The organism is Haliea salexigens DSM 19537, from assembly GCF_000423125.1.
In the GTDB taxonomy this organism is placed as follows: Bacteria; Pseudomonadota; Gammaproteobacteria; order Pseudomonadales; family Halieaceae; genus Haliea; species Haliea salexigens.
Genome location: NZ_AUHJ01000001.1, coordinates 1 through 17,828, shown reverse-complemented (window position 1 = coordinate 17,828; position 17,828 = coordinate 1). Strand labels below are relative to the sequence as shown.

The window sequence follows — 17,828 nt, the reverse complement described above, 5'->3', positions numbered from 1 at the left end:
GGTTGTTTGGACCAAAGGCTCTGATTTAATAGTCATGACTTATCCCCCTCTATTCCCCGCGAGGAATACATTAATATGGCGTACCATGCCATTGAAAAAGCAATAATTCCCACTGAAAAAGCGAACATTTCCTTCATTAACGTTTTTTTTGAGGTTCGGCTTCGAAGTACTATTTCATAGGACTTAAATACTTTGCCTCCAGCCTCTATTTCCCAAAGCACCTTCTGCCTTAGCGGCAACCATGACTTTTGCCACAATATACGTGCTGTTTCTCCCTTCAATTGCCTAAGCTGATTAATGCTGTGTCCTCCCAGGCCCAAACCACCAAGTTTTGAGGGGAAAAACATGTGTTCACCAGTACTCGAATCTAGAATCTCCAAATACTCACGTGTTCTCCCAGAAATTCGTATGCCGACGATCGTTCCTTCTGTGACAATGAGGTCTTCATACTGGGGGGCCTCTCGATATGCACGCTCATGAAACGCCATAACGCCAACTGTACCTATGAGAAAAGCGCTGAGGGCGAAAATAATCTGTGCCGTGTGCTTAGCGACTACGTTCTGCCAAGCCTTTAGGTGTATCCACTCAATAAATTCTGGTATGTTCATAGCCCTTCCTCCATCGGAGCTTTGAGTTGGCAACGAATGAAATTTATCTTTCACGAATCCCTTCTTGTTTATAACGAAGTAACGGTGACAAGAAAAACTCAATGATTCTTCTTTGGCCGGTCTTTATCTCTGAGACAACCGACATGCCCGGAGTTAACTTCACGGTGCGCTCACCGACCTGAATGTGATCTTCGTGCAGGGCCAGCTTTAACTGAAACACCCAGCCTAGGTCTGCGTCCTCTAGGACATCTTCACTAATGTCCACGACTTCGGCGTTGATATACCCATACTTGGTGAAGTTGAATGTGTCGATTTTTACAGAGGCCTGTTGCCCTTCCACCAAGAAGCCGATGTCTTTGTTGCGAACCAAGGCCTGCGCCTCTACGACCGCCTCGTTTGGGATGATCTTCATCAGTTCTTGAGACGCGCTCACAACGCCCCCTACCGTATGCACTTGTAGCTGCTGAATGTTTCCGGACACGGGCGCCTTAAGTTTATTTTGCAGATGGCGATGCTGAGCCTTCACTAAGTCCTGAGACGCCGCGCGATGCTCGGATTCCAAATGTGTAAGTTCCAGCAACTTGTTCTTCTTTTACTCAGGCCCCGGGCACCAGTAAAATCAGTGGGTTACGAAAAATACAACAAAATCTCCGAGCCTGCCCCGTCCCCAAGCGCTAAGCGTTACCGAAGCTGCTCGGCCTGCAGGCTGACTTTGTAGGTGCCGTCTGCCGCTGCGGAGAAGGAGCCCAGAGCTCCACCGCGACTGCCATCCTGCAACAGGTCCGTTGTAAACCCGGAATCCGTTTCGCGACAGGCAAAACCCTCTGCTGCGAGTGTCGGGCAGATGATTTGCCGGGCATGGGAGGTCAGGGCCTCCTGCGGCGTTCCGCTCCAGTCGTAGCCCGTGTATTGCCTGATATTTTCCCGGTTGTCCCTGTCCTGCAATATGTACCCCACACCGATAACTGGCCAGTCCGGGTTGAACAGGTTGCGCTTACGCGGGTCATTCGGTGTGTCCATGCGCACATGAAGCAAAAAGCGCTCTCGATCCTGTTGGTTGCTCGCGACTGTACCTTTCACGAAGGTGTAGGTGGCAAGGGACGAGCCTCGGCCCATCTGCTGATTTTTCTGCAAATCAAAATCATATGCTTGGGCTTGCAGAGCATCGATTGCTTCGCCGATAGGCATATGGAGCCGAACGCCCTGCAGTTCAACGTTGGACAGTGCGGCCATCGCGTCAGGCGCCATATTGCCAACTGGCGGTGGCGCGGTAACATTTGCGCCACGCTGCGCGTTCGCACTTGAGGCGCCAATGACCGTGGTGAGCAGGGTGAGTATGAGAAGTGTAGCCCGTCGTGAATTCAGCATGTTTTTCCAGAGTCGCAATGCAATGATGAGTAACAATCGCATCACTTCATGACGCTGGTGCGACAGCTCTTGTTCAATATACGCGGCCGTTTGTGTTCTTCAACCCCATACGGCGCGCAATAACGCCAAAGGATTGGCGCCGAATAACACAGGATGCGCCACCAACAGCGCGCCCCACAACACACTGCCCAAGGCAATGCCGAAGCGAGCGTTGCGATCAATATGCCCGCGAGTCACCGAGGGTACCTGCTGATGCTTCAGTCGGTGCTGCAGCAACGCAATCCCCACAACCCCGAAAACTGCCGAGCCCCCAAACAGCAGCAGGGCAGGCCACTCGCCGTTGGCCGGTACATGGGCAGCTCCCCAGAGTGTCAGTCCCCACACCAGGGGATGTCGCGTCCAACCGACGATACCGGGCCGGCTCGGATCGAAACCCGCGTTGCGGAACGACACAGAGAAGGGGTTGGGCGACAGTGCGCCGGCTGCGATCAGGATGAAAGCAAGCAGTGTGGTGACGGCGGCGAATGTGTAGGCCCACCCGTGTGTTAGCCACAGTGGGGTGCGTTCGGTGCCCAGCAACGCCAGGATGACCCAGGCCAGTAGCAGGCAGGACAGTACTGAATAGCCGGCGATATAGACGGGTCTGCCAAACTGCGTGATAAGCCACGGCCGCAAGGCGGTGCGTGAGATCAGCACATGGCTGAGGATAAAGGCGCTCATGGCCAGAATGACCTGCATCAGGTGAGCCGCTCTCGTGGTGCGGGTAAGATCATGGCGTTGCTCCGGGTTGCTAGTCGTGCCAGGCGCTGCCATTCCGCTACCGCGGCCGGCTGCGGTGCGAAGGTACCGCAAGTGATGCCCGAAGGCGAATGCGCGTTGGCGGTGGCGAGCCCGGGCGAGGGTGCACTGGAGGGCGCCATGTCAGGCAATGTTTGACTGCTTAAGTGACGTGGTGCGTCACTCGCGGCGCTGTTATCCTTGTGGCCGGTTTCAACACGTAGAGGCGCCGCAATTGAAACAGGCATTGCAGACCATGCTGGCCATGCAGGACCGGATGAACACCCGTATTCACCCCCAGTGGATCGATCAGGATTTCGCCTGGTACCGCGCGCTGTGGATTGAATGCGGCGAGCTGATTGAGCATTACGGCTATAAATGGTGGAAGAAGCAGACGCCCGATATGGAGCAGGTGCGCCTGGAGGTCATCGACATCTGGCACTTCGGGCTGTCGGCATTGTTCGCGGGCGACAAATCGGTTGAGGCGATAGCCGAAGACATTGCAGCCGAGCTCGAAGGCTTCAGTCCGGCGGGCCTGGGTGTGCGCGAAGCCACCGAAGCGCTCGCCTTGCATGCGCTGCAAACACAGGGTTTCTGTCCGCGCCGATTCTGGGAACTCATGCATGCAGCGGGGCTGGATTTTACCCGGCTGCACAGTGCCTATGTGGGCAAAAACGTACTCAATTTTTTCCGCCAGGACCACGGCTATCAGGCGGGTACCTACCAGAAACTGTGGAGGGGCCGCGAGGACAACGAACATCTCGTGGAGGTACTCGCCGAACTGGATAGCGCCGCCGAGGATTATGCCGACCAGGTCTACGCGGCATTGCAGGCACGCTACCCTGGTGCCGCGGCAGATGCGCCTCGATGAGCCATGAGGAGGAACGCCTGTCCACCAGCGCGCTGGCCCGAGCGCTGGAAATTCCAGTGCAGCAGCTGTTTGTGACGCTGAAGGACTACGGCTGGATACGTCGCCACGCGGACAACTGGTTGCTCACGCAAAAAGGGGAATACGAGGGGGGCACGTATCGCGACAGCAAGCGCTTTGGCCGTTACATCGTTTGGCCCGGGGCACTTGTGCAACACCCCCTGCTCAGCGCGATTGAATCCAATCAGCGTATCACCGCCAGCCAGATGCGGCGTTACTACCCGCGCTTGCAGCCCCGACAGCTTAACCGCGCGCTCGCGGAACTGGGCCTGCAACGGCACAGCATTTTGGGCTGGGAGCTGACTGATTTCGGCCGCCATCTGGGTGGGCAACAGGTAGAGAGCGACAGCACGGGTGCGTTCTATGTCAGCTGGCCGCATGAAGTTGTCGATCACCCGGTTATTCACCGGGAGCTGGAGCGCCTGTCCGGCCAACCGGAATGCGCGGAGCAGAATCGGGAGGCGGAGCACGCTGGCGCTGCGCTCGAGTCGGCGGAACCGGATCTGTTTGCACAGGTGGAGACTGAGCCTGAGTCACGCAGCGTGCAGGCAAGCAGCGGCTGCAGCGGCATCGATGGTCATCAAACCGGAAGTCCGTTGCAAGCGGTGGTGTGCAACTGGTTGTACCTGGCGCAGTTGGCGCACGCCACACGTCGTGCGCTGCCGGTGGAGGAGCCCCTGTGGGCTGACTTCTACCTGCCTGCTGGCAGTGTGTATATCGATTGCTGGGACGACGAAGCGGCACCGCCAAAGCTCGCCGCGCGCCTGCGCAACAAGGAAGTGTGCAAGGCCGAAGGCCTGAGGTATCTGGAGGTCAACGCGGCCGACGTGGAGCGCCTGGATGAGGTGCTGGGGCGAGGTTTGCTGGCGTTCGGTATTCGCTGCTAGCGCATCTACCGGCGGCGCAGTACCACGCCGCACTCCATGTGTGCCGTGTAGGGGAACTGGTCAAACAGGGCAAAGCGGCTGAGGTCGTGGCTCAGTGACAGTGTGGCAAGGTTCTCCGCCAGCGTCGCCGGGTTGCAGGACACGTAGACGATTGTGGGGAAGCGCTGCACCATGGCAACCGTCGCCGGGTCCAGGCCCGCTCTCGGTGGGTCCACGAACACCGTATTCAATGCATACGCCGCCAGGGGCTGTGGCAAGTCGGCCAGGCGCCGGAATTCGCGTTCACCGTTCATGGCCTGTGTCACTTCCTCCGCAGCCAAACGGATCATGGCAACGTTTTCGATGTGGTTGGCCGCAATGCCCCACTGGGCGGCACGAATGGACGTTTTGGCGAGCTCGGTCGCCAGCACCTGGTTGAAGTGGCGTGACAGCGGCAGGGTGAAGTTGCCATTGCCGCAATACAGTTCCAGTAGATCGCCGCCTTCCTCGGCCACGCTCGCACAGGCCCATTCGATCATCTGCCGGTTCACCGCGGCATTGGGTTGGGTGAATGCCTGGTCGTACTGCCGGTAGTGATAGTCGCGCCCGGCAATGTGCAGGGTTTCAGTCACGTAGTCACGCCCAATTACCACTTTCTGCTTGCGACTGCGACCCACCAGCGCCAGGTTGAATTGCCCGGCCAGGGCTTCTGCCGCGGTTTCCCAGGCGGCGTCCAGGCGCCGGTGATACGCCAGTGTCACCAGCATTTCACCGCTGGTGGTGCTGAGGAATTCCACCTGGAACAGTTTGCGCCGGAGTTCCGTGTGCTCGCGCAGCGCCGCGAGCAGGTCGGGCATGAGGGCCTGTATCGCGGCACAGGCAATCGGGAACCGGGTGATGGCGACCGGGTTCTGTGGCTCCCCGGGTGGGAACATGACGTAGTCCAGCGCATCCCCGTTGTGCCACACGCGAAACTCCGCGCGCATGCGAAAGGCCTCGGGCGGCGACGGAATGACGGTGGGTGCCGATGTCGTGAAAGGTGCAAGCTGCTCGCGGGTGCGGGCCACTTTGGCTGCCAGCAGGGCGTCATAGTTTGCCGGATCAATGTGAGAGAGGGGCATGAACAGGTCTCGTGGCGCTGGGGTTACAGGCAGTTATCGGGTTTGGGCAGGCCGGCGATTTTGCTGGCAATCTTGGCCGGTGAGCCGGGGAACAACGACAGCAGGTAAACGCTGCGGCCGCAGTCTTCACCCAGGTTGATGCGGACCCACTTCACCAGTGGGCGCATGGCGGGTGAACTGTCGAATTGTTGGTAGTAGTCGCGTAGCAGGTGAAGCACTTCCCAATGGGCGGTGGTCAACGCAATTCCCTCTGCTGCAGCCAATTGCTCGGCCACGGCAGGTGTCCATGCAGACAGGTCCTTGAGGAAGCCCTCGGGGGTAAACGCGGTAGCGGGTAGCATGGTCGGGCCTAATACCAGGCCATGTGTTGCGCGTGCAACTCGCTCAACGCAACGAAACCGGCATCGTCTACCAGCGTGAAGCAGGGCGCCAGGCGGTGCTGTACCCCTGCAGCTCTGGCATCGGCCTCCAGCGCATGCAGTGTGGCTCCGCTCGCCTGCAGTGCCTGCCAGCCCTGGCTGTTCTCCAGCGCGATATAGACACCGTCTCCCAGCAGGAGCAGGGCATCCTCTTGCTGCAACAACGCGATGCAGTCCTGCACTGCAGGATGGCCGGGGCTGCAATTGAGTGTGTGCAACATGGTCAGAAACCGAGTACGTGTCGGTGGCTGTCGAACAGCGCGCGCAGGGCCGTGTGATCAACCAGAATGGCCCCCGGTGGCAGGTCTGTCGCTGTGAGCCCGGCGCGTGCCGCGCCCTCGGCATCCACGTAGCAGTGCTCCATATCGTACAGCGGCATGGAGTCGATGACCTTGCGCAGGTTGCGCACCCCCACATCAGAGCTATCCTGTTCCGGTAGCAGTTGTAGCACGCCGGCACCGAGAAACAGCAGGTTGACCGGTTGCTCAAAGGCGGCGGTGGCCAACGCGGTATCGAGCGCACTGCGCGCGAGGCTGCGGCCGGGCTGGGGGTGTCGAGTGACTACCAGAACGCCCCCTTGTGCAGCGGCCTTCATGCGGGCGCACCGAAGGTGACAACCCGGTCGGCGGACTGCATGGCTTCCACCAGCAGGCCCAACCCGCCCAGGGTAAAACCGGGGTGAACAGTGGCGGCGGGGAAGCCGTGGCGCTGCGCTTCGGCACTGTCCAGCAGGCCGCGCTTCACCGCGGAGCTGACGCAGAGCACCAGCTCGGTGCCGTTCGCATCGGCAAGCGCCGACCAGGCCTGCTGTGGACTGCGTTCATCCTGCGGTGTGATGGCCGTGGCAAGTCCATTGCTGGTGCCATTATCCAGGAAAAACACTCGCGACAGCGTGTGACCGCGCGCGAGCAGGGCGGCAGCGAAACGCGCCGCCGTGAGGCTGGTGTGCCCGGATGCGGGGGCAGCAAGCACCAGCAGGCAATAGTGCAGAGTCATGCAGCGTGGCCAACAAAAAACCCCGGCATGGGCCGGGGTTGGGTGGCTGCAGTGTGGCTGGGCTCAGTCATCGCCGCCAAGCGCAGTGAGCAGGGACAGCATGTGCACGAACAAGTTGTAGATGTTCAGGTACAGGCCCACTGTGGCGCGGATGTAGTTGGTTTCACCGCCGTGAATGATGCGGCTGGTGTCAAACAGGATCAGCCCGGACATGATCATGATCACGGCGGCTGAAATGGTCAGCGACAGCGCCGGGATTGCCAGGAAAATGTTCGCGATCATGGCCACTACTGCCACGATCAGCCCGACCATGAGGAAGCCGCCCATGAACGAGAAGTCCTTGCGCGTGGTCAGGGCGTAGGCCGACAGGCCGAAGAACACGATCGCGGTGCCGGCCAGCGCCTGCATGACCAGGGCGGGACCACCGGGCATGGACAGATAGAAATTGAGCATCGGGCCGATGGAGGCACCCATTACGCCAGTGAAGGCGAAAATGGCCAGCAGGCCTTTGCTGGTATCCGCCATCTTGTTGACCACAAACAGCAGGCCAAAGCCCACCAGCATCAGAACCAGCGCGGCGCCCTGTGGCAGCCCAACCGCCATTGAGATGCCCGCCGTGACTGCACTGAACAGCAGGGTCATGCCGAGCAGCATGTAGGTGTTCTTCAGCACCTTGTTGGTGTTGACCAACGAATCCATGCCCGCCGTATTCACGTTGTACATGCTCTTCTGTTGCATCGTTTACCGCTCCATTGCTGTGCACCCGAGGTGCGAACATTTCTTGGACCCATAATAGTGGCGAAGTTCCCCGATTCCAAGGTTTTCCGCTCCATCCTGATTCAATTATAGCCACGGAAATCAAGCAGTTATTATACGCGTGGCGGATGCGCGCGGATCTGTGATGCCACAGGGCGATTCGTCGTCGGTGGATGAGGCGTGCGCGCGACTTCCCGGTGAGCGCCTCGGGGCGTTGTTCAACATGGCAGTCTCACAGGCGCTTTTTACGCGGCTGCACGCGGTAGGCGGTGGTCGAGGCTTACTCCCGTGCTTTCCCAGCCGGTACACTCCGGGTTCACGGCGGACCCTGCTTCGGGTTGGCCGCACTATTGGCAATTGAGGAGAACGACATGCGAGTACTGGTGGTAGGCGGAACCGGGTTGATTGGCGGCCATGCCGCGTTACATCTGGCGCAGGCAGGGCATGAGGTGACGATCATGGCGCGTTCCCCCTCCAAGGTGCCTGCACTGGCAGAGCTGCCGTTCATTGCCACGCACTATGTTGAAGATGACGTAGCCGATGGCCGCCTGGAAGGGTTCGACTGGCTGGTGTTCGCAGCCGGTGTGGACATTCGGCAAGTACCGCAGGACGGTTCGGTGACCGAGGAGGACTTCTACACGCGCTACAACACGGAGGGCATTCCGCGCTTCTTCGCCGCTGCCAAGGCTGCCGGTATCAAGCGTGTGGCCTACATCGGCACGTTCTACCCGCAGGTGGCACCGGAAAAAGTCGCCACCAGCCCCTATGTGCGTTCGCGCAAGCTGGCTGACGATGCCATCCGCGCCATGAGCGATGACAGTTTCGCGGTGTGCAGCCTGAATGCACCGTTTGTACTCGGCCATCTGCCGGGTCTGGAGATCCCGCACCTGTACTACAACTATCTCTATGCCAAAGGCCTGATGGAGGGCGTGCCGGTGTTTGCCCCTGAAGGGGGCACCAACCACATTACCTCCGCGTCCCTTGCCGAGGCTGTGCAGGGCGCACTGGAACACGGTGAACCCGGATGTGCCTACCTGGTAGGCGATGAGAACCTCACCTGGAAAGCCTACTTCGAGATGTGGTGTGAAGAAGCCGGCAATCCGCAGGATCTGGAGGTGCGCAGCGACGAGCACCCGCTCATGCCCGACATGATTATGTTCGCAGGGCGCAACGCAACCGTCAGTTACGCGCCGGAGGGCGTTAAAGAGCTGGGTTATGGCACGGGGCGTATTCGCGCTGAAATCGCCGCCATTGTTGCCAGTTTCGAGGCGGCGAAATGAGCCGGGAGCACGCGCCAGCGCGCCTCGCAGCCGGCTATGCAAAAGCGGTGGATGACCGGGAGTTTGCGGTTATGGAAACCCTGATGTGGCCCGAGTTCACGCAGCAGGGCCCAGGCTTTGCGGCTCCGTCACGCGAGGTGTTCATCGGCAATCTGGAATTCCTGCGCCAGTTTGAGCGCACGTTCCACCTGGTGGGGCAGGTAGCGGGTGAATGGGAAGGTGATCGCTACCGCGGGGAAACCTACTGCGTGGCATCGCATTTCTTCCAGCGCGAGGGTCGCTCCTTCTGCCTCGATATGGGCATTCGCTATCAGGACGTGATTGAAGTGCGTGCTGAAGGCGCGCGCTACCTGTCGCGTGACCTCAACGTGGTATGGCAGGACGAGCGCGAGATCACGCCACCGTCCTTCGGATAGGGTGCAATGCCGCCAACCTTCTGGGTTGGCGGTTTTGCAGCGACCTTTCAGGCGATGACTTCCAGCCCGCGTTCGATACACCACATGGCGGAGAGGCCACCCAGCAGGTAAATCGGCACCGGCTCCAGGCGCTCCCGCCAGGGCGCAATAGCGCGGCGCAGCAGCCACCACAGAAGCAGCACCACGGCGATAAAGGCAATTTGCCCGGCTTCGATCCCCACATTGAAAAACAGCAGAGCGAGTGGCAGGTTACCCTCTGGCAAGCCAGTGGCGGCCAACGCACCGGCGAAACCCATGCCGTGCAACAGGCCAAATCCGCCCGCCAGCCACCACGGGTGTTGCCGCGACAGACTGTTCTGATTGGGGGAGGTGAGTGCCAGCGCCAGCCAGAAGATACTCAGGGCAATGGTGAATTCCACCAGCGCTACCGGGTAATTGAAAAACCCGAGCGTCACCAGTGACAGGGTGATGCTGTGCCCAACGGTAAACGCGGTTATGGTCCAGAGCAGGCGCTTGCCGCCCCCCACCAGCAGTAAAAGGCCGAACACGAACAGCAGGTGGTCGATACCCCGCCAGATATGATCCATGCCCAGTACGCTGTACTCACCCATCACGCGCGCAGCGCTCGGTGCCTCGGGCACGTTAAACGAGGGCTGCTCAGCCGTTAGCACCTGTTGGTACTGGCGGCCGTCCTGCAGGTTCAGCATCAACATCACTGAGGCCTGGTTGGCGGCCAGGCCGTCAACGGCCAGGCGTTGTCCCACCAGGCGCGCGCGCCCCTCACCGCCGCATGCCAGCTGCAGGCTCGTCACCAGCCCGGTGCCCTCCGGCTGCGTGGGGCTGGTGGACAGCACGCGGCAACGCTCAGGCCACACGGGTGCGAGGGGCACCGGACTGTTGGTTTGTGCGGGTGTTTTCCACACCACGTTGTAGTTGCCGGAGTCCAGCTCGGTGAGCTGCAGCAGGGTGGGGGCAAAGCGGTGTGCCTGGGCGGCAGGCGGCAGCAAGCCCAACATAAGCAGTGCACACACGCACAGTAGTGGACGGGGGGTTATTCTCACAGGCGGAACTCGTAAGTTGTGGCGAGGCGCTCGATGCCGGCTTGCAGGGCTCTGCTGCGTGCCTGTTGCGAGAGGTCTCTGGTCAGTTGCTCGCGGACTTCTTCCAGCTGTGCAGGGCGCGGGGGAGTGAAGGCATCCAGCCACACCAGATGCAGGCCAAAGGCTGATCGCAGCGGACCAATCCAGGTGTCAGTTGCCGCACTTCCCGAGGTCAGTTTGTCCACAAATACAGCACCGAACAGCCGCGCCAGCTGTTCCGGCGTCTGGTTGCGGAAGGCATGCCCGTGCAGAAACGGTGAGCTCAACGGCAGCGCATCCGCCGGTGTCATGCTCTCTGTGCGCATGCGCTTCGCCAGTGCCGGGACCTCCGGTTCGCGCTCGCGGTTGAAATAAATGTGCTGCAGCGAGTAGCGGGGCGGGCGCTCCAGCTCCGCACTGCGGGCTGCAAAATCAGCTTGAATCTCTGCGTTTGTGGGCGCTGCGGGCGGGTTGCTGGCGAGTATCAGCTGCTCCATCACCTGGATCATGCGACGCCGCACAACCTCGTCACCCAGATGCAGGCGCATTGCCAGTGCTTCCTCGAACAGCGCCTCGTCATTTGCGGCCGGGTCAGCGAGGCCAAGAAAACGCATATTCAGCAGTAACCGCTGCTGCACCACGGGGTCGTGGCGGTGTAATTCCAGGCCCAGCGCGTGCTGGAACAACATGTCCTGTTCCAGTTCATTACGCGTCATGCGCTGCACTTCGGCCGGCTTCGGGGAGCGCCCTGTCAGTGCCACCCACTGGCCAATGAGAGTGTCGATGCGCGCCTGCGGCAGCGGACCGACAACCGGCTTGGGCGGCGGAAACAGTTGCGCCTGTGCGAAAAACAGCACCGCACCGAGCAGCAGAAAGTGGAACCAGGGTGCGCGCAGAAACGCGGGGCGTAGTACCATCGGGCGGAGCTTATCGTGTTATAGAGGAGGCGCAATGGTCGCACCCTCGGAAACGAAAGGGTAGTGTGAAAATGGTTTTTTACTCGTGAATCATCTGGCGCATGCGCTGTTATCCGGTGCCGACCCACTGCATCGCGTGGGGAATGTCACGGGCGATTTTATCAAGGGGCCGCTGGCAGACCAGGGCTTGTCGCCGCGCCTCTGTGAGGGCGTGCGGCACCACCGGCAGATTGATCGCTTCACCGATGACCACCCACTGACCCGGGACCTGCGCGAACTGTTCGCGCCACCTTTCCGGCGCTACGCCAGTATCCTGCTTGATGTCGCCTTCGATCACTTTCTAATTCAGCATTGGCAGCGCTTCGCGGCAGAGGAAAGGCCTGTTTTCGTCGACGGCGTGTATGGCCTGTTACTCGAGCATCGCAATGAGCTGCCAAAACCGCTGGCTGCCGTTGCGCCGCGGCTGGTCGCGCATGACTGGCTCAATCGCTGTGCGACCATCGACGGGGTGGAGAGTACCTTACGCGGGCTGGCCGGGCGGTTGCAGCGCACCAACCCGCTGGCGGCGGGCGCAGCTGAAATCAAACGCCATGCCGTACCGATAGAAGCGGGGTTCCTCGAGTTTTTTCCGCAGGCCCTGGAGTTTGCTGAGAGTCTGTCGCCTGCACCGCGGAGTTAGCAGGCAACGGGCTGGTTTTTTCCCCCGATACACCTATGATGAGTGAGTTCATAATAAGTGGAGAACAGCAGGTGAGTGCACAAATCACGGTTAACAATGGCGGTGGCATCGGTAGCTTTCTTTCCCGTTTCCCCTGGGTATTGCTGGTCGTTCTTTACCCCGCGGTGCTCTACCAGCTTGAGGTAGACATGGCCGCCCAGATCCACTTTGGTTTCGTGTATATCGGGCTCGGCGTATTTGTGCTGTTTATCGAGTTCTTCAAGTCGGGTGATATAAACGCCGCTTCCTTCTTTTTTGACCTGCTCTGGTCGGTGGCAGCGGTAATGCTGGGCACGGCACTGCTGACCTGGTTTGTGTTTGAGGGCAGCAACAGCAATGGTCCGGGCTGGCAGCAGCTCAACTACTTTCACTGGTTTGGCTGCGCCATTGTGCTGGGCGACGCCATCATCAGCCCATTCAATGCGTTTCGCACAGCGCTGCGGAATCTGGGGTTGGGTGGCTGAGGTCTGCTGACATCAGCACAGGCTGGGGCCAAAGGTCGTGAATTTGCGCCCAACCCATCGTGTTTTGTCGTTCTTTATTTAAGAACGTTTATAAATAAATATTCTATTTTACTTGCAGTAAGGTCGGGCGCAACATGCTCTTCCAACGCAACCGTTGGAATTGCCTCATGGAACTTCTGCTTGATTTCTTGTCCCGTTTTCTGGTTCAGTTCCAGACCCCGGCGCTGGCGTTTCTGGTTGGCGGCATGTTGCTGGCGGCGTTTCGCAGCAAGCTGGAAATACCTGACGCGATCTACCAGTTCTGTGTGTTCATGCTGCTGATGCGCATTGGCCTGGAAGGTGGCCTGGAAATACGCGATGCCAACCTGGCCGACATGCTGCTGCCGGCATTCATTGCGGTGGTTGTCGGCATTGGTATTGTACTGCTCGGCAGCATGGTGCTCGCCAGCTTGCCGGGAGTGAAAACCGAGGATGGCATCGCCACGGCAGGCCTGTTCGGCGCGGTGAGTGCCTCCACCCTGGCCGCGGCCATGGTCATGCTCGAGGAGCAGGACCTTGTGTTTGAGGCCTGGGTGCCAGCGCTGTACCCCTTCATGGATATTCCTGCCCTGATTGTCGCGATTGTCCTTGCAAACCTGTATCTGGCGCGGAAAAAGGAAGGCGCCAAAGCCAAGACCCGAATCTGGCCCATCATCAGTAGCAGCCTGCGCGGCTCCGCACTCAGCGCGCTGTTACTCGGCCTGGCCCTTGGGCTGTTCACCCGGCCGGAGATTGTTTATGAAGGATTCTACGACCCCCTGTTCCGCGGTCTGCTGTCGATACTCATGCTGACCATGGGTATGGAGGCCTACACACGCTTGAACGAGCTGCGCAAGGTGGCGCACTGGTATGCCGTTTACGCGGCCCTGGCGCCATTGCTGCACGGCTTGATTGCCTTCGGCCTGGGCTATGTGGCGCACATGCTTACTGGCTTCAGCCCCGGCGGCGTCATCCTGCTGGCAGTCATGGCGGGTTCAAGCTCGGATATTTCCGGCCCGCCGACCCTGCGTGCGGCCATTCCCACGGCCAATCCGTCAGCCTATATTGGCTCCTCGACCAGCGTCGGTACGCCCATCGCCATCGCCGTGGGCATCCCCCTCTACGTGGCGCTGGCGCAGGCCGTATTTGGGGTGTGAAAGCAGTGATACGCTGCAGGTATCAAGTACATCCGGGGCCAACGACCATGCTGGCATTGAGTACACGACGAGGGCAGGGCATATGACATACAAGGCAGCCAAGGTGGTGATCATCACCGAAAAAGTGATCCTGGAGCAGGTAGCCGAGGTGATAGAGGCCCACGGTGCCACCGGCTATACCGTTTTTGCGGCGGGCGGCAAGGGCAGCCGCGGTGTGCGTCCGACAGGTCGGGCTGCGGTTGTGGACGGGTTCAGCAATGTACAGATTGAGGTGATTACGGCGACCCATATTACGGCAGAGGAAATCGCCGTGGATGTGGCGGAGCGCTTTTTCCAGAACTATTCGGGCATCACCTATCTGGAGGATGTGGAGATTTTGCGCTCGCACAAGTTCTAGTGTGCTGCCATTGGTTCGCGGTCTACAGGCATAAAAAAACCCGGACAAGACACTTGCCCGGGTTTTCAATTTGGCGGTGGGATGGCTCCACCGTCACGCAGGCGTTCCAGGGCGCATCCAGCCGGATTGCCAGCCAGCAGAGCATGATCGGGGCGGCGACCGTACAGGAGTTCACATACGCCTATGACGCCACGGGCAACATGCTCAGCCGAGTGGATGACTTGCACGGACTGACTGAGACCTTCAGCTACGACACCCTCGATCGCCTGACCGGTGCCAGCCTGGGGGGTGGTGCGCCGGTGAACTATGGCTTCAGCCCCATGGGCAATCTGATCGAGAAGTCGGATGTGGGCACCAGCCACCTGTACAACCTGGCCCAGCCACATGCCGTGTCTGCTGTGGTGGGTGGGGGCCTGCCGTCCCATACCTTTGCCTATGATGCCAACGGCAATCTCGACACGCTGGACAGCACCCCCATGATCAGCTGGTCCAGCTACAACAAACCTGTCTCGATCACCACCGCCTCGGCGACCTATGGCTTTGAATACGGCCCCGATCGGGCCCGCTACCGCAAGGTACACAATGGCCAGACCACGCACTACGTGGGCAAAAACTTCGAGGCCATCAACTCAAGCGGGCTGGGCTTCGACACACACCGGCACTACGTCCGCGCCAACGGACGCGTGGTCATGATCCGGGAGGATGTAAACGGGGCGGTTACACACCGTTACGTGCACAGGGACCACCTGGGCAGCATCACTGCCCTGACCGATGAGGCCACCGGCACAGTCGTTGCCCGCTACAGCTACGACGCCTGGGGCCTGCGCCGCAACCCGACAACGTGGCAGCCGGCGGCGATCAGCAGTTCTGAGAAGCGCGGCTACACGGGCCACGAGCACCTGGATGATGTCGGGATCATTCACATGAACGGGCGGTTATACAGCCCGAGCCTGGGGCGGATGTTGAGTCCTGATCCGGTGACCCAGGCGCCCGAAAACGCACAGAACTACAATCGATACTCGTATGCGTTCAATAATCCCCTGAGATTCACTGACCCGTCAGGCCATATTGCGGAGACGGTTGCGCCATATGTGATTGAGTATGCATTTAACTGGTTCAAGGATGGGTTAATCGGTGCCATTGGCGGAATTGGTAAATGCGGCCCGAACTGCCAAGCCACCAAGATGAGGCAGGCTTGGTGCAACGCAACCAATTGCTTGGCCCCACGTGATCCGATAGAGAGACTGCGGGCTAACGAAGATCTTGCCTATGTTGGGGGTGTGGGTAATCCGCTGTCTGTGACTCAGGCTTGGATGATCGCCCAGAGTAAGGCGGCGGGGGGCGACGAGGCAGATCACACTGGCAATCCAGTTTTCACTTATGGTGCGGGCTTGGAAAAGTTTCAGGAAGCCTTTGAGAAATATAGTGATAAACTTCAAGGTATCCTACCTCCTGGAGAACACTCTATAAGTGTATTCATAGATCCTGCTTTAGCACAATCTGAAGCATGTCTAGCAGGTACGTCTAAATGCGTATTAATGTCGACGCCGAACTCAAGAAACATATACGTTAATCCAGTTTGGTTGGCGGATGCTGGGCTCGGAAAAATTGGTAGTGCAATAGGTCACGAGTTAATACATGTGCAGCATTATTTGAATGGCACGTTGGACAGGTCCGTTAAGCAAACCGTAAACAGTAGCGAACGTCTTGCTTATCAATGGCAACGTGCAACTGCCGGTGATTTTGGTTTGGGAACTAACTTCAAGATTGAAATGACATTTCAGATTGACGAGTATAAATAGGTATGAATGGAATTAAATTATTTTCAATTTTTTTATTTGTATTTCTATCAACGAGTTCAGTTGCCTCTACGGGTTTTCCTCTATTTAAAGAGATTTCATGGGAAGCGCAGACGTACAAAGCAACTTTACCGGAACCCTTTGGGAAAATTTTAGTAAGCATGAATTTAAATGCAGAGAAAAATATAGAAAACTTCACCATCGAAGTGCAAGGAGCGATCGTAACAATAAGTCCTAGTCATCTGGCAGAAGTTGGCGACCCCTCGGAACCCGAAGTGGCAATTTCATTTGCGGACTACAAAATGCAGCGTGCACCTAAAAACTTTAAAATTTTCTTCGAGTATGGAATGTCTCAGAACCGATCATTTGATATTGGATATGGCCGCGAGATTGTGGAGCGTCTCCGAAAGATCATGGTAATAACGATTGATCAGAACCTTTCGGTTACCGTCGAAAAAATGCATCAGCCAGAGCAAGACATGTAGAGACCAAGCCGTAAGTTGTTGAATGCCGCCCAAAATTGACCCACCGGGGATGCAGACAAAATCTTGGACTACTTTGGAGGTAGTCCATGTACTCATACGAAGAACGCCTTCGGGCGGTGAAGCTGTATTTGACGCTGGGAATGTAATGACCCAGTGAATAACTGCACATGGTATTTTCTATCTGAGGAGGTAGGTAACCATGATGCAAGAACCCGAAATCAAACGCTGGACAGCGAAGCGTAAGGCGGAGTTGATCAAGCAGGTCTACCGGGGGCAGACAACGATCCCGGAAGCCGCCAGGGAATTCGATCTCACCCAGGCCGAGATTGAATCCTGGATGTCCGATGCCGAATCCGGGATGGAGAACGCACTGAAGGCGAACCCCAAAGACATCGCTGAACAGTACGAGAAACAACTGCGCGATTTGAAGGAAGCATACGGTGAAGCGATGCTGGAGCTCAAATTCAGAAAAATGCCCATAAACAGGGGCAGGCTCAGCTGCAGCGCCATCTCGATTCGAGCGACGAGTCGTAAAGCATCTCATTGAGGAGATGGCGGCAGAGGGTACACCGGTTCCGATCAGCAAAGCCTGTGAGTGGGCGGGTATTGCCCGGCGAACATACTATTATCAGGCGGTGAAGCGACAGAGGCGGGTCAATGATGTGCTCTCCCGGCGGATAAAGCGGGTCATCGATGCCTTGCCCTATGCGGGCTACCGGACTGTGGCCTGGTTGCTGGGCGAGAACAAGAATACTGTTCAGCGAATCTTCCAGATCAAGGGTTGGCAGGTCCGGAAACGCAAGTCCGGCCACCGGCCTCGGGTCAGATCCTTGCCCTCGGCGGCTTCCCGACCTAATGAACGCTGGGCGACCGACATGGCGAGGGTTTGGTGCGGTGTACAGCACCGTTGGTGTGCGCTGACCCCGGTGTTTGTCAACAAAGATGTCGCGTTCATTGATTATGCAGCCTTAGCCAATGATGGTTTCTCAGTGCACAATTCTTTCGGTGGGTTCAGCCAGACCTCGTCGGTCCTTTCCCAATCACGTGTCGGGCCAGACCACCGTTGTGGATGTGCGGCTTTCGCCGCTTCGTAAACTGCTTTCCTCTGCCGCAGTAACTCACTATCGAGACCAGCATGGCGCTGTGCCGGCGTCACGTATTTAATCGCACTGTGACGATGCTCATTGTTGTACCAGGTAACGAACTCATAGACCCAGGCGCGCGCTGCTTCGATACTCTCGAACGGCTTGCGGGGATAG

24 protein-coding genes are annotated in these 17,828 nt (G+C 58.5%); 11 read left to right on the top strand and 13 right to left on the bottom strand.

Features of this window, described 5'->3' with window-relative positions; translation table 11 throughout:
- Nucleotides 1–32: 32 nt before the first annotated feature.
- The 4 genes from G533_RS0100120 to G533_RS0100105 form a co-directional block, all read right to left on the bottom strand.
- Nucleotides 33–662: a hypothetical protein gene (locus G533_RS0100120; protein WP_144079739.1), complete on the bottom strand. Its 630-nt coding sequence runs from the start codon at nt 660–662 to the stop codon at nt 33–35.
- Complete coding sequence (locus G533_RS19935) at nt 652–1,188, bottom strand: beta-barrel domain-containing protein (RefSeq protein WP_084638715.1); 537 nt, start codon at nt 1,186–1,188, stop codon at nt 652–654. The genes G533_RS0100120 and G533_RS19935 overlap by 11 nt, the downstream gene beginning before the upstream one ends.
- Before the next feature lie 101 nt (nt 1,189–1,289).
- Nucleotides 1,290–1,976 (bottom strand): hypothetical protein, encoded by a 687-nt coding sequence (locus tag G533_RS0100110; protein WP_027948191.1) that lies wholly within the window; start codon nt 1,974–1,976, stop codon nt 1,290–1,292.
- A 99-nt stretch (nt 1,977–2,075) separates the two neighbouring features.
- On the bottom strand, nt 2,076–2,789 hold the full coding sequence (locus G533_RS0100105) for an NnrU family protein (protein WP_084638714.1): 714 nt from the start codon (nt 2,787–2,789) through the stop codon (nt 2,076–2,078).
- Between the two features lie 199 nt (nt 2,790–2,988).
- On the opposite strand from G533_RS0100105, the gene G533_RS0100095 reads away from it, so the two are divergent.
- Nucleotides 2,989–3,624 carry a dUTP diphosphatase gene (locus G533_RS0100095; protein WP_027948189.1) on the top strand — a complete coding sequence of 212 codons (636 nt, stop codon included), beginning with the start codon at nt 2,989–2,991 and terminating at the stop codon, nt 3,622–3,624.
- Nucleotides 3,621–4,568 (top strand): hypothetical protein, encoded by a 948-nt coding sequence (locus G533_RS0100090; RefSeq protein ID WP_027948188.1) that lies wholly within the window; start codon nt 3,621–3,623, stop codon nt 4,566–4,568. Before G533_RS0100095 ends, G533_RS0100090 begins: the two co-directional genes overlap by 4 nt.
- Before the next feature lie 5 nt (nt 4,569–4,573).
- Here the strand turns inward: G533_RS0100090 and trmA are convergent, their stop codons facing one another.
- From trmA to G533_RS0100060, 6 genes are all read right to left on the bottom strand, one after another.
- Complete coding sequence (trmA, locus tag G533_RS0100085; RefSeq protein WP_027948187.1) at nt 4,574–5,668, bottom strand: tRNA (uridine(54)-C5)-methyltransferase TrmA; 1,095 nt, start codon at nt 5,666–5,668, stop codon at nt 4,574–4,576.
- A gap of 23 nt (nt 5,669–5,691) precedes the next feature.
- Nucleotides 5,692–6,009 (bottom strand): TusE/DsrC/DsvC family sulfur relay protein, encoded by a 318-nt coding sequence (locus tag G533_RS0100080; RefSeq protein WP_027948186.1) that lies wholly within the window; start codon nt 6,007–6,009, stop codon nt 5,692–5,694.
- An 8-nt stretch (nt 6,010–6,017) separates the two neighbouring features.
- A complete protein-coding gene (tusB, locus tag G533_RS0100075) occupies nt 6,018–6,308 on the bottom strand; it encodes a sulfurtransferase complex subunit TusB (protein ID WP_027948185.1) in 291 nt (96 codons plus the stop codon).
- A 2-nt stretch (nt 6,309–6,310) separates the two neighbouring features.
- Nucleotides 6,311–6,682 (bottom strand): DsrE family protein, encoded by a 372-nt coding sequence (locus tag G533_RS19930; RefSeq protein ID WP_035525758.1) that lies wholly within the window; start codon nt 6,680–6,682, stop codon nt 6,311–6,313.
- Nucleotides 6,679–7,083: a sulfurtransferase complex subunit TusD gene (gene tusD / locus G533_RS0100065; RefSeq protein WP_027948184.1), complete on the bottom strand. Its 405-nt coding sequence runs from the start codon at nt 7,081–7,083 to the stop codon at nt 6,679–6,681. The genes G533_RS19930 and tusD overlap by 4 nt, the downstream gene beginning before the upstream one ends.
- A 63-nt stretch (nt 7,084–7,146) precedes the next feature.
- Nucleotides 7,147–7,821 (bottom strand): Bax inhibitor-1/YccA family protein, encoded by a 675-nt coding sequence (locus G533_RS0100060; protein ID WP_027948183.1) that lies wholly within the window; start codon nt 7,819–7,821, stop codon nt 7,147–7,149.
- A gap of 389 nt (nt 7,822–8,210) precedes the next feature.
- On the opposite strand from G533_RS0100060, the gene G533_RS0100055 reads away from it, so the two are divergent.
- Both G533_RS0100055 and G533_RS19925 read left to right on the top strand, forming a co-directional pair.
- Entirely contained in the window at nt 8,211–9,119 is a 909-nt protein-coding gene (locus G533_RS0100055; RefSeq protein WP_027948182.1) for an NAD-dependent epimerase/dehydratase family protein, read from the top strand.
- Nucleotides 9,116–9,535, top strand: a complete 420-nt coding sequence (locus tag G533_RS19925) for a nuclear transport factor 2 family protein (protein WP_051229828.1) — start codon at nt 9,116–9,118, stop codon at nt 9,533–9,535. Before G533_RS0100055 ends, G533_RS19925 begins: the two co-directional genes overlap by 4 nt.
- Before the next feature lie 47 nt (nt 9,536–9,582).
- Here G533_RS19925 and G533_RS0100045 read toward each other — a convergent pair whose 3' ends face one another.
- The gene (locus G533_RS0100045; RefSeq protein ID WP_035525756.1) at nt 9,583–10,551 is read right to left on the bottom strand and encodes a HupE/UreJ family protein; all 969 of its coding nucleotides are present in this window, start codon (nt 10,549–10,551) and stop codon (nt 9,583–9,585) included.
- A gap of 41 nt (nt 10,552–10,592) precedes the next feature.
- A complete protein-coding gene (locus G533_RS0100040) occupies nt 10,593–11,531 on the bottom strand; it encodes a peptidyl-prolyl cis-trans isomerase (RefSeq protein ID WP_027948180.1) in 939 nt (312 codons plus the stop codon).
- A gap of 85 nt (nt 11,532–11,616) precedes the next feature.
- On the opposite strand from G533_RS0100040, the gene G533_RS0100035 reads away from it, so the two are divergent.
- The 7 genes from G533_RS0100035 to G533_RS19920 all read left to right on the top strand — a co-directional run bounded on the left by G533_RS0100035 (nt 11,617) and on the right by G533_RS19920 (nt 17,116).
- Nucleotides 11,617–12,210, top strand: a complete 594-nt coding sequence (locus G533_RS0100035) for an acyl carrier protein phosphodiesterase (protein ID WP_027948179.1) — start codon at nt 11,617–11,619, stop codon at nt 12,208–12,210.
- A gap of 71 nt (nt 12,211–12,281) precedes the next feature.
- Nucleotides 12,282–12,713 (top strand): hypothetical protein, encoded by a 432-nt coding sequence (locus tag G533_RS0100030; RefSeq protein WP_027948178.1) that lies wholly within the window; start codon nt 12,282–12,284, stop codon nt 12,711–12,713.
- A 167-nt stretch (nt 12,714–12,880) separates the two neighbouring features.
- Nucleotides 12,881–13,888 carry a sodium-dependent bicarbonate transport family permease gene (locus G533_RS0100025; RefSeq protein ID WP_027948177.1) on the top strand — a complete coding sequence of 336 codons (1,008 nt, stop codon included), beginning with the start codon at nt 12,881–12,883 and terminating at the stop codon, nt 13,886–13,888.
- Nucleotides 13,889–13,970: 82 nt separating this feature from the next.
- Nucleotides 13,971–14,285, top strand: coding sequence for a P-II family nitrogen regulator (locus G533_RS0100020; RefSeq protein ID WP_027948176.1), 315 nt, complete (start codon nt 13,971–13,973; stop codon nt 14,283–14,285).
- A 53-nt stretch (nt 14,286–14,338) separates the two neighbouring features.
- Complete coding sequence (locus tag G533_RS0100015) at nt 14,339–16,087, top strand: RHS repeat domain-containing protein (RefSeq protein WP_144079738.1); 1,749 nt, start codon at nt 14,339–14,341, stop codon at nt 16,085–16,087.
- Between the two features lie 2 nt (nt 16,088–16,089).
- On the top strand, nt 16,090–16,569 hold the full coding sequence (locus G533_RS0100010; RefSeq protein ID WP_144079737.1) for a hypothetical protein: 480 nt from the start codon (nt 16,090–16,092) through the stop codon (nt 16,567–16,569).
- A gap of 199 nt (nt 16,570–16,768) precedes the next feature.
- Complete coding sequence (locus tag G533_RS19920; RefSeq protein ID WP_240472327.1) at nt 16,769–17,116, top strand: DUF1153 domain-containing protein; 348 nt, start codon at nt 16,769–16,771, stop codon at nt 17,114–17,116.
- Nucleotides 17,117–17,527: 411 nt separating this feature from the next.
- Here the strand turns inward: G533_RS19920 and G533_RS23760 are convergent.
- The coding region (locus G533_RS23760; protein WP_144079736.1) for an integrase core domain-containing protein at nt 17,528–17,828 on the bottom strand (301 nt) is incomplete at its 5' end.

What these genes read in the sequence shown, in the direction of transcription:
- G533_RS0100110 (WP_027948191.1), bottom strand. Translation starts at nt 1,976, where the DNA reads ATGCTGAATTCACGACGGGCTACACTTCTCATACTCACCCTGCTCACC.
- G533_RS0100105 (WP_084638714.1), bottom strand. Translation starts at nt 2,789, where the DNA reads ATGGCAGCGCCTGGCACGACTAGCAACCCGGAGCAACGCCATGATCTT.
- G533_RS0100090 (WP_027948188.1), top strand. Translation starts at nt 3,621, where the DNA reads ATGAGCCATGAGGAGGAACGCCTGTCCACCAGCGCGCTGGCCCGAGCG.
- trmA (WP_027948187.1), bottom strand. Translation starts at nt 5,668, where the DNA reads ATGCCCCTCTCTCACATTGATCCGGCAAACTATGACGCCCTGCTGGCA.
- G533_RS0100080 (WP_027948186.1), bottom strand. Translation starts at nt 6,009, where the DNA reads ATGCTACCCGCTACCGCGTTTACCCCCGAGGGCTTCCTCAAGGACCTG.
- tusB (WP_027948185.1), bottom strand. Translation starts at nt 6,308, where the DNA reads ATGTTGCACACACTCAATTGCAGCCCCGGCCATCCTGCAGTGCAGGAC.
- G533_RS19930 (WP_035525758.1), bottom strand. Translation starts at nt 6,682, where the DNA reads ATGAAGGCCGCTGCACAAGGGGGCGTTCTGGTAGTCACTCGACACCCC.
- tusD (WP_027948184.1), bottom strand. Translation starts at nt 7,083, where the DNA reads ATGACTCTGCACTATTGCCTGCTGGTGCTTGCTGCCCCCGCATCCGGG.
- G533_RS0100060 (WP_027948183.1), bottom strand. Translation starts at nt 7,821, where the DNA reads ATGCAACAGAAGAGCATGTACAACGTGAATACGGCGGGCATGGATTCG.
- G533_RS0100055 (WP_027948182.1), top strand. Translation starts at nt 8,211, where the DNA reads ATGCGAGTACTGGTGGTAGGCGGAACCGGGTTGATTGGCGGCCATGCC.
- G533_RS19925 (WP_051229828.1), top strand. Translation starts at nt 9,116, where the DNA reads ATGAGCCGGGAGCACGCGCCAGCGCGCCTCGCAGCCGGCTATGCAAAA.
- G533_RS0100045 (WP_035525756.1), bottom strand. Translation starts at nt 10,551, where the DNA reads ATGTTGGGCTTGCTGCCGCCTGCCGCCCAGGCACACCGCTTTGCCCCC.
- G533_RS0100040 (WP_027948180.1), bottom strand. Translation starts at nt 11,531, where the DNA reads ATGGTACTACGCCCCGCGTTTCTGCGCGCACCCTGGTTCCACTTTCTG.
- G533_RS0100025 (WP_027948177.1), top strand. Translation starts at nt 12,881, where the DNA reads ATGGAACTTCTGCTTGATTTCTTGTCCCGTTTTCTGGTTCAGTTCCAG.
- G533_RS0100020 (WP_027948176.1), top strand. Translation starts at nt 13,971, where the DNA reads ATGACATACAAGGCAGCCAAGGTGGTGATCATCACCGAAAAAGTGATC.
- G533_RS0100010 (WP_144079737.1), top strand. Translation starts at nt 16,090, where the DNA reads ATGAATGGAATTAAATTATTTTCAATTTTTTTATTTGTATTTCTATCA.
- G533_RS19920 (WP_240472327.1), top strand. Translation starts at nt 16,769, where the DNA reads ATGATGCAAGAACCCGAAATCAAACGCTGGACAGCGAAGCGTAAGGCG.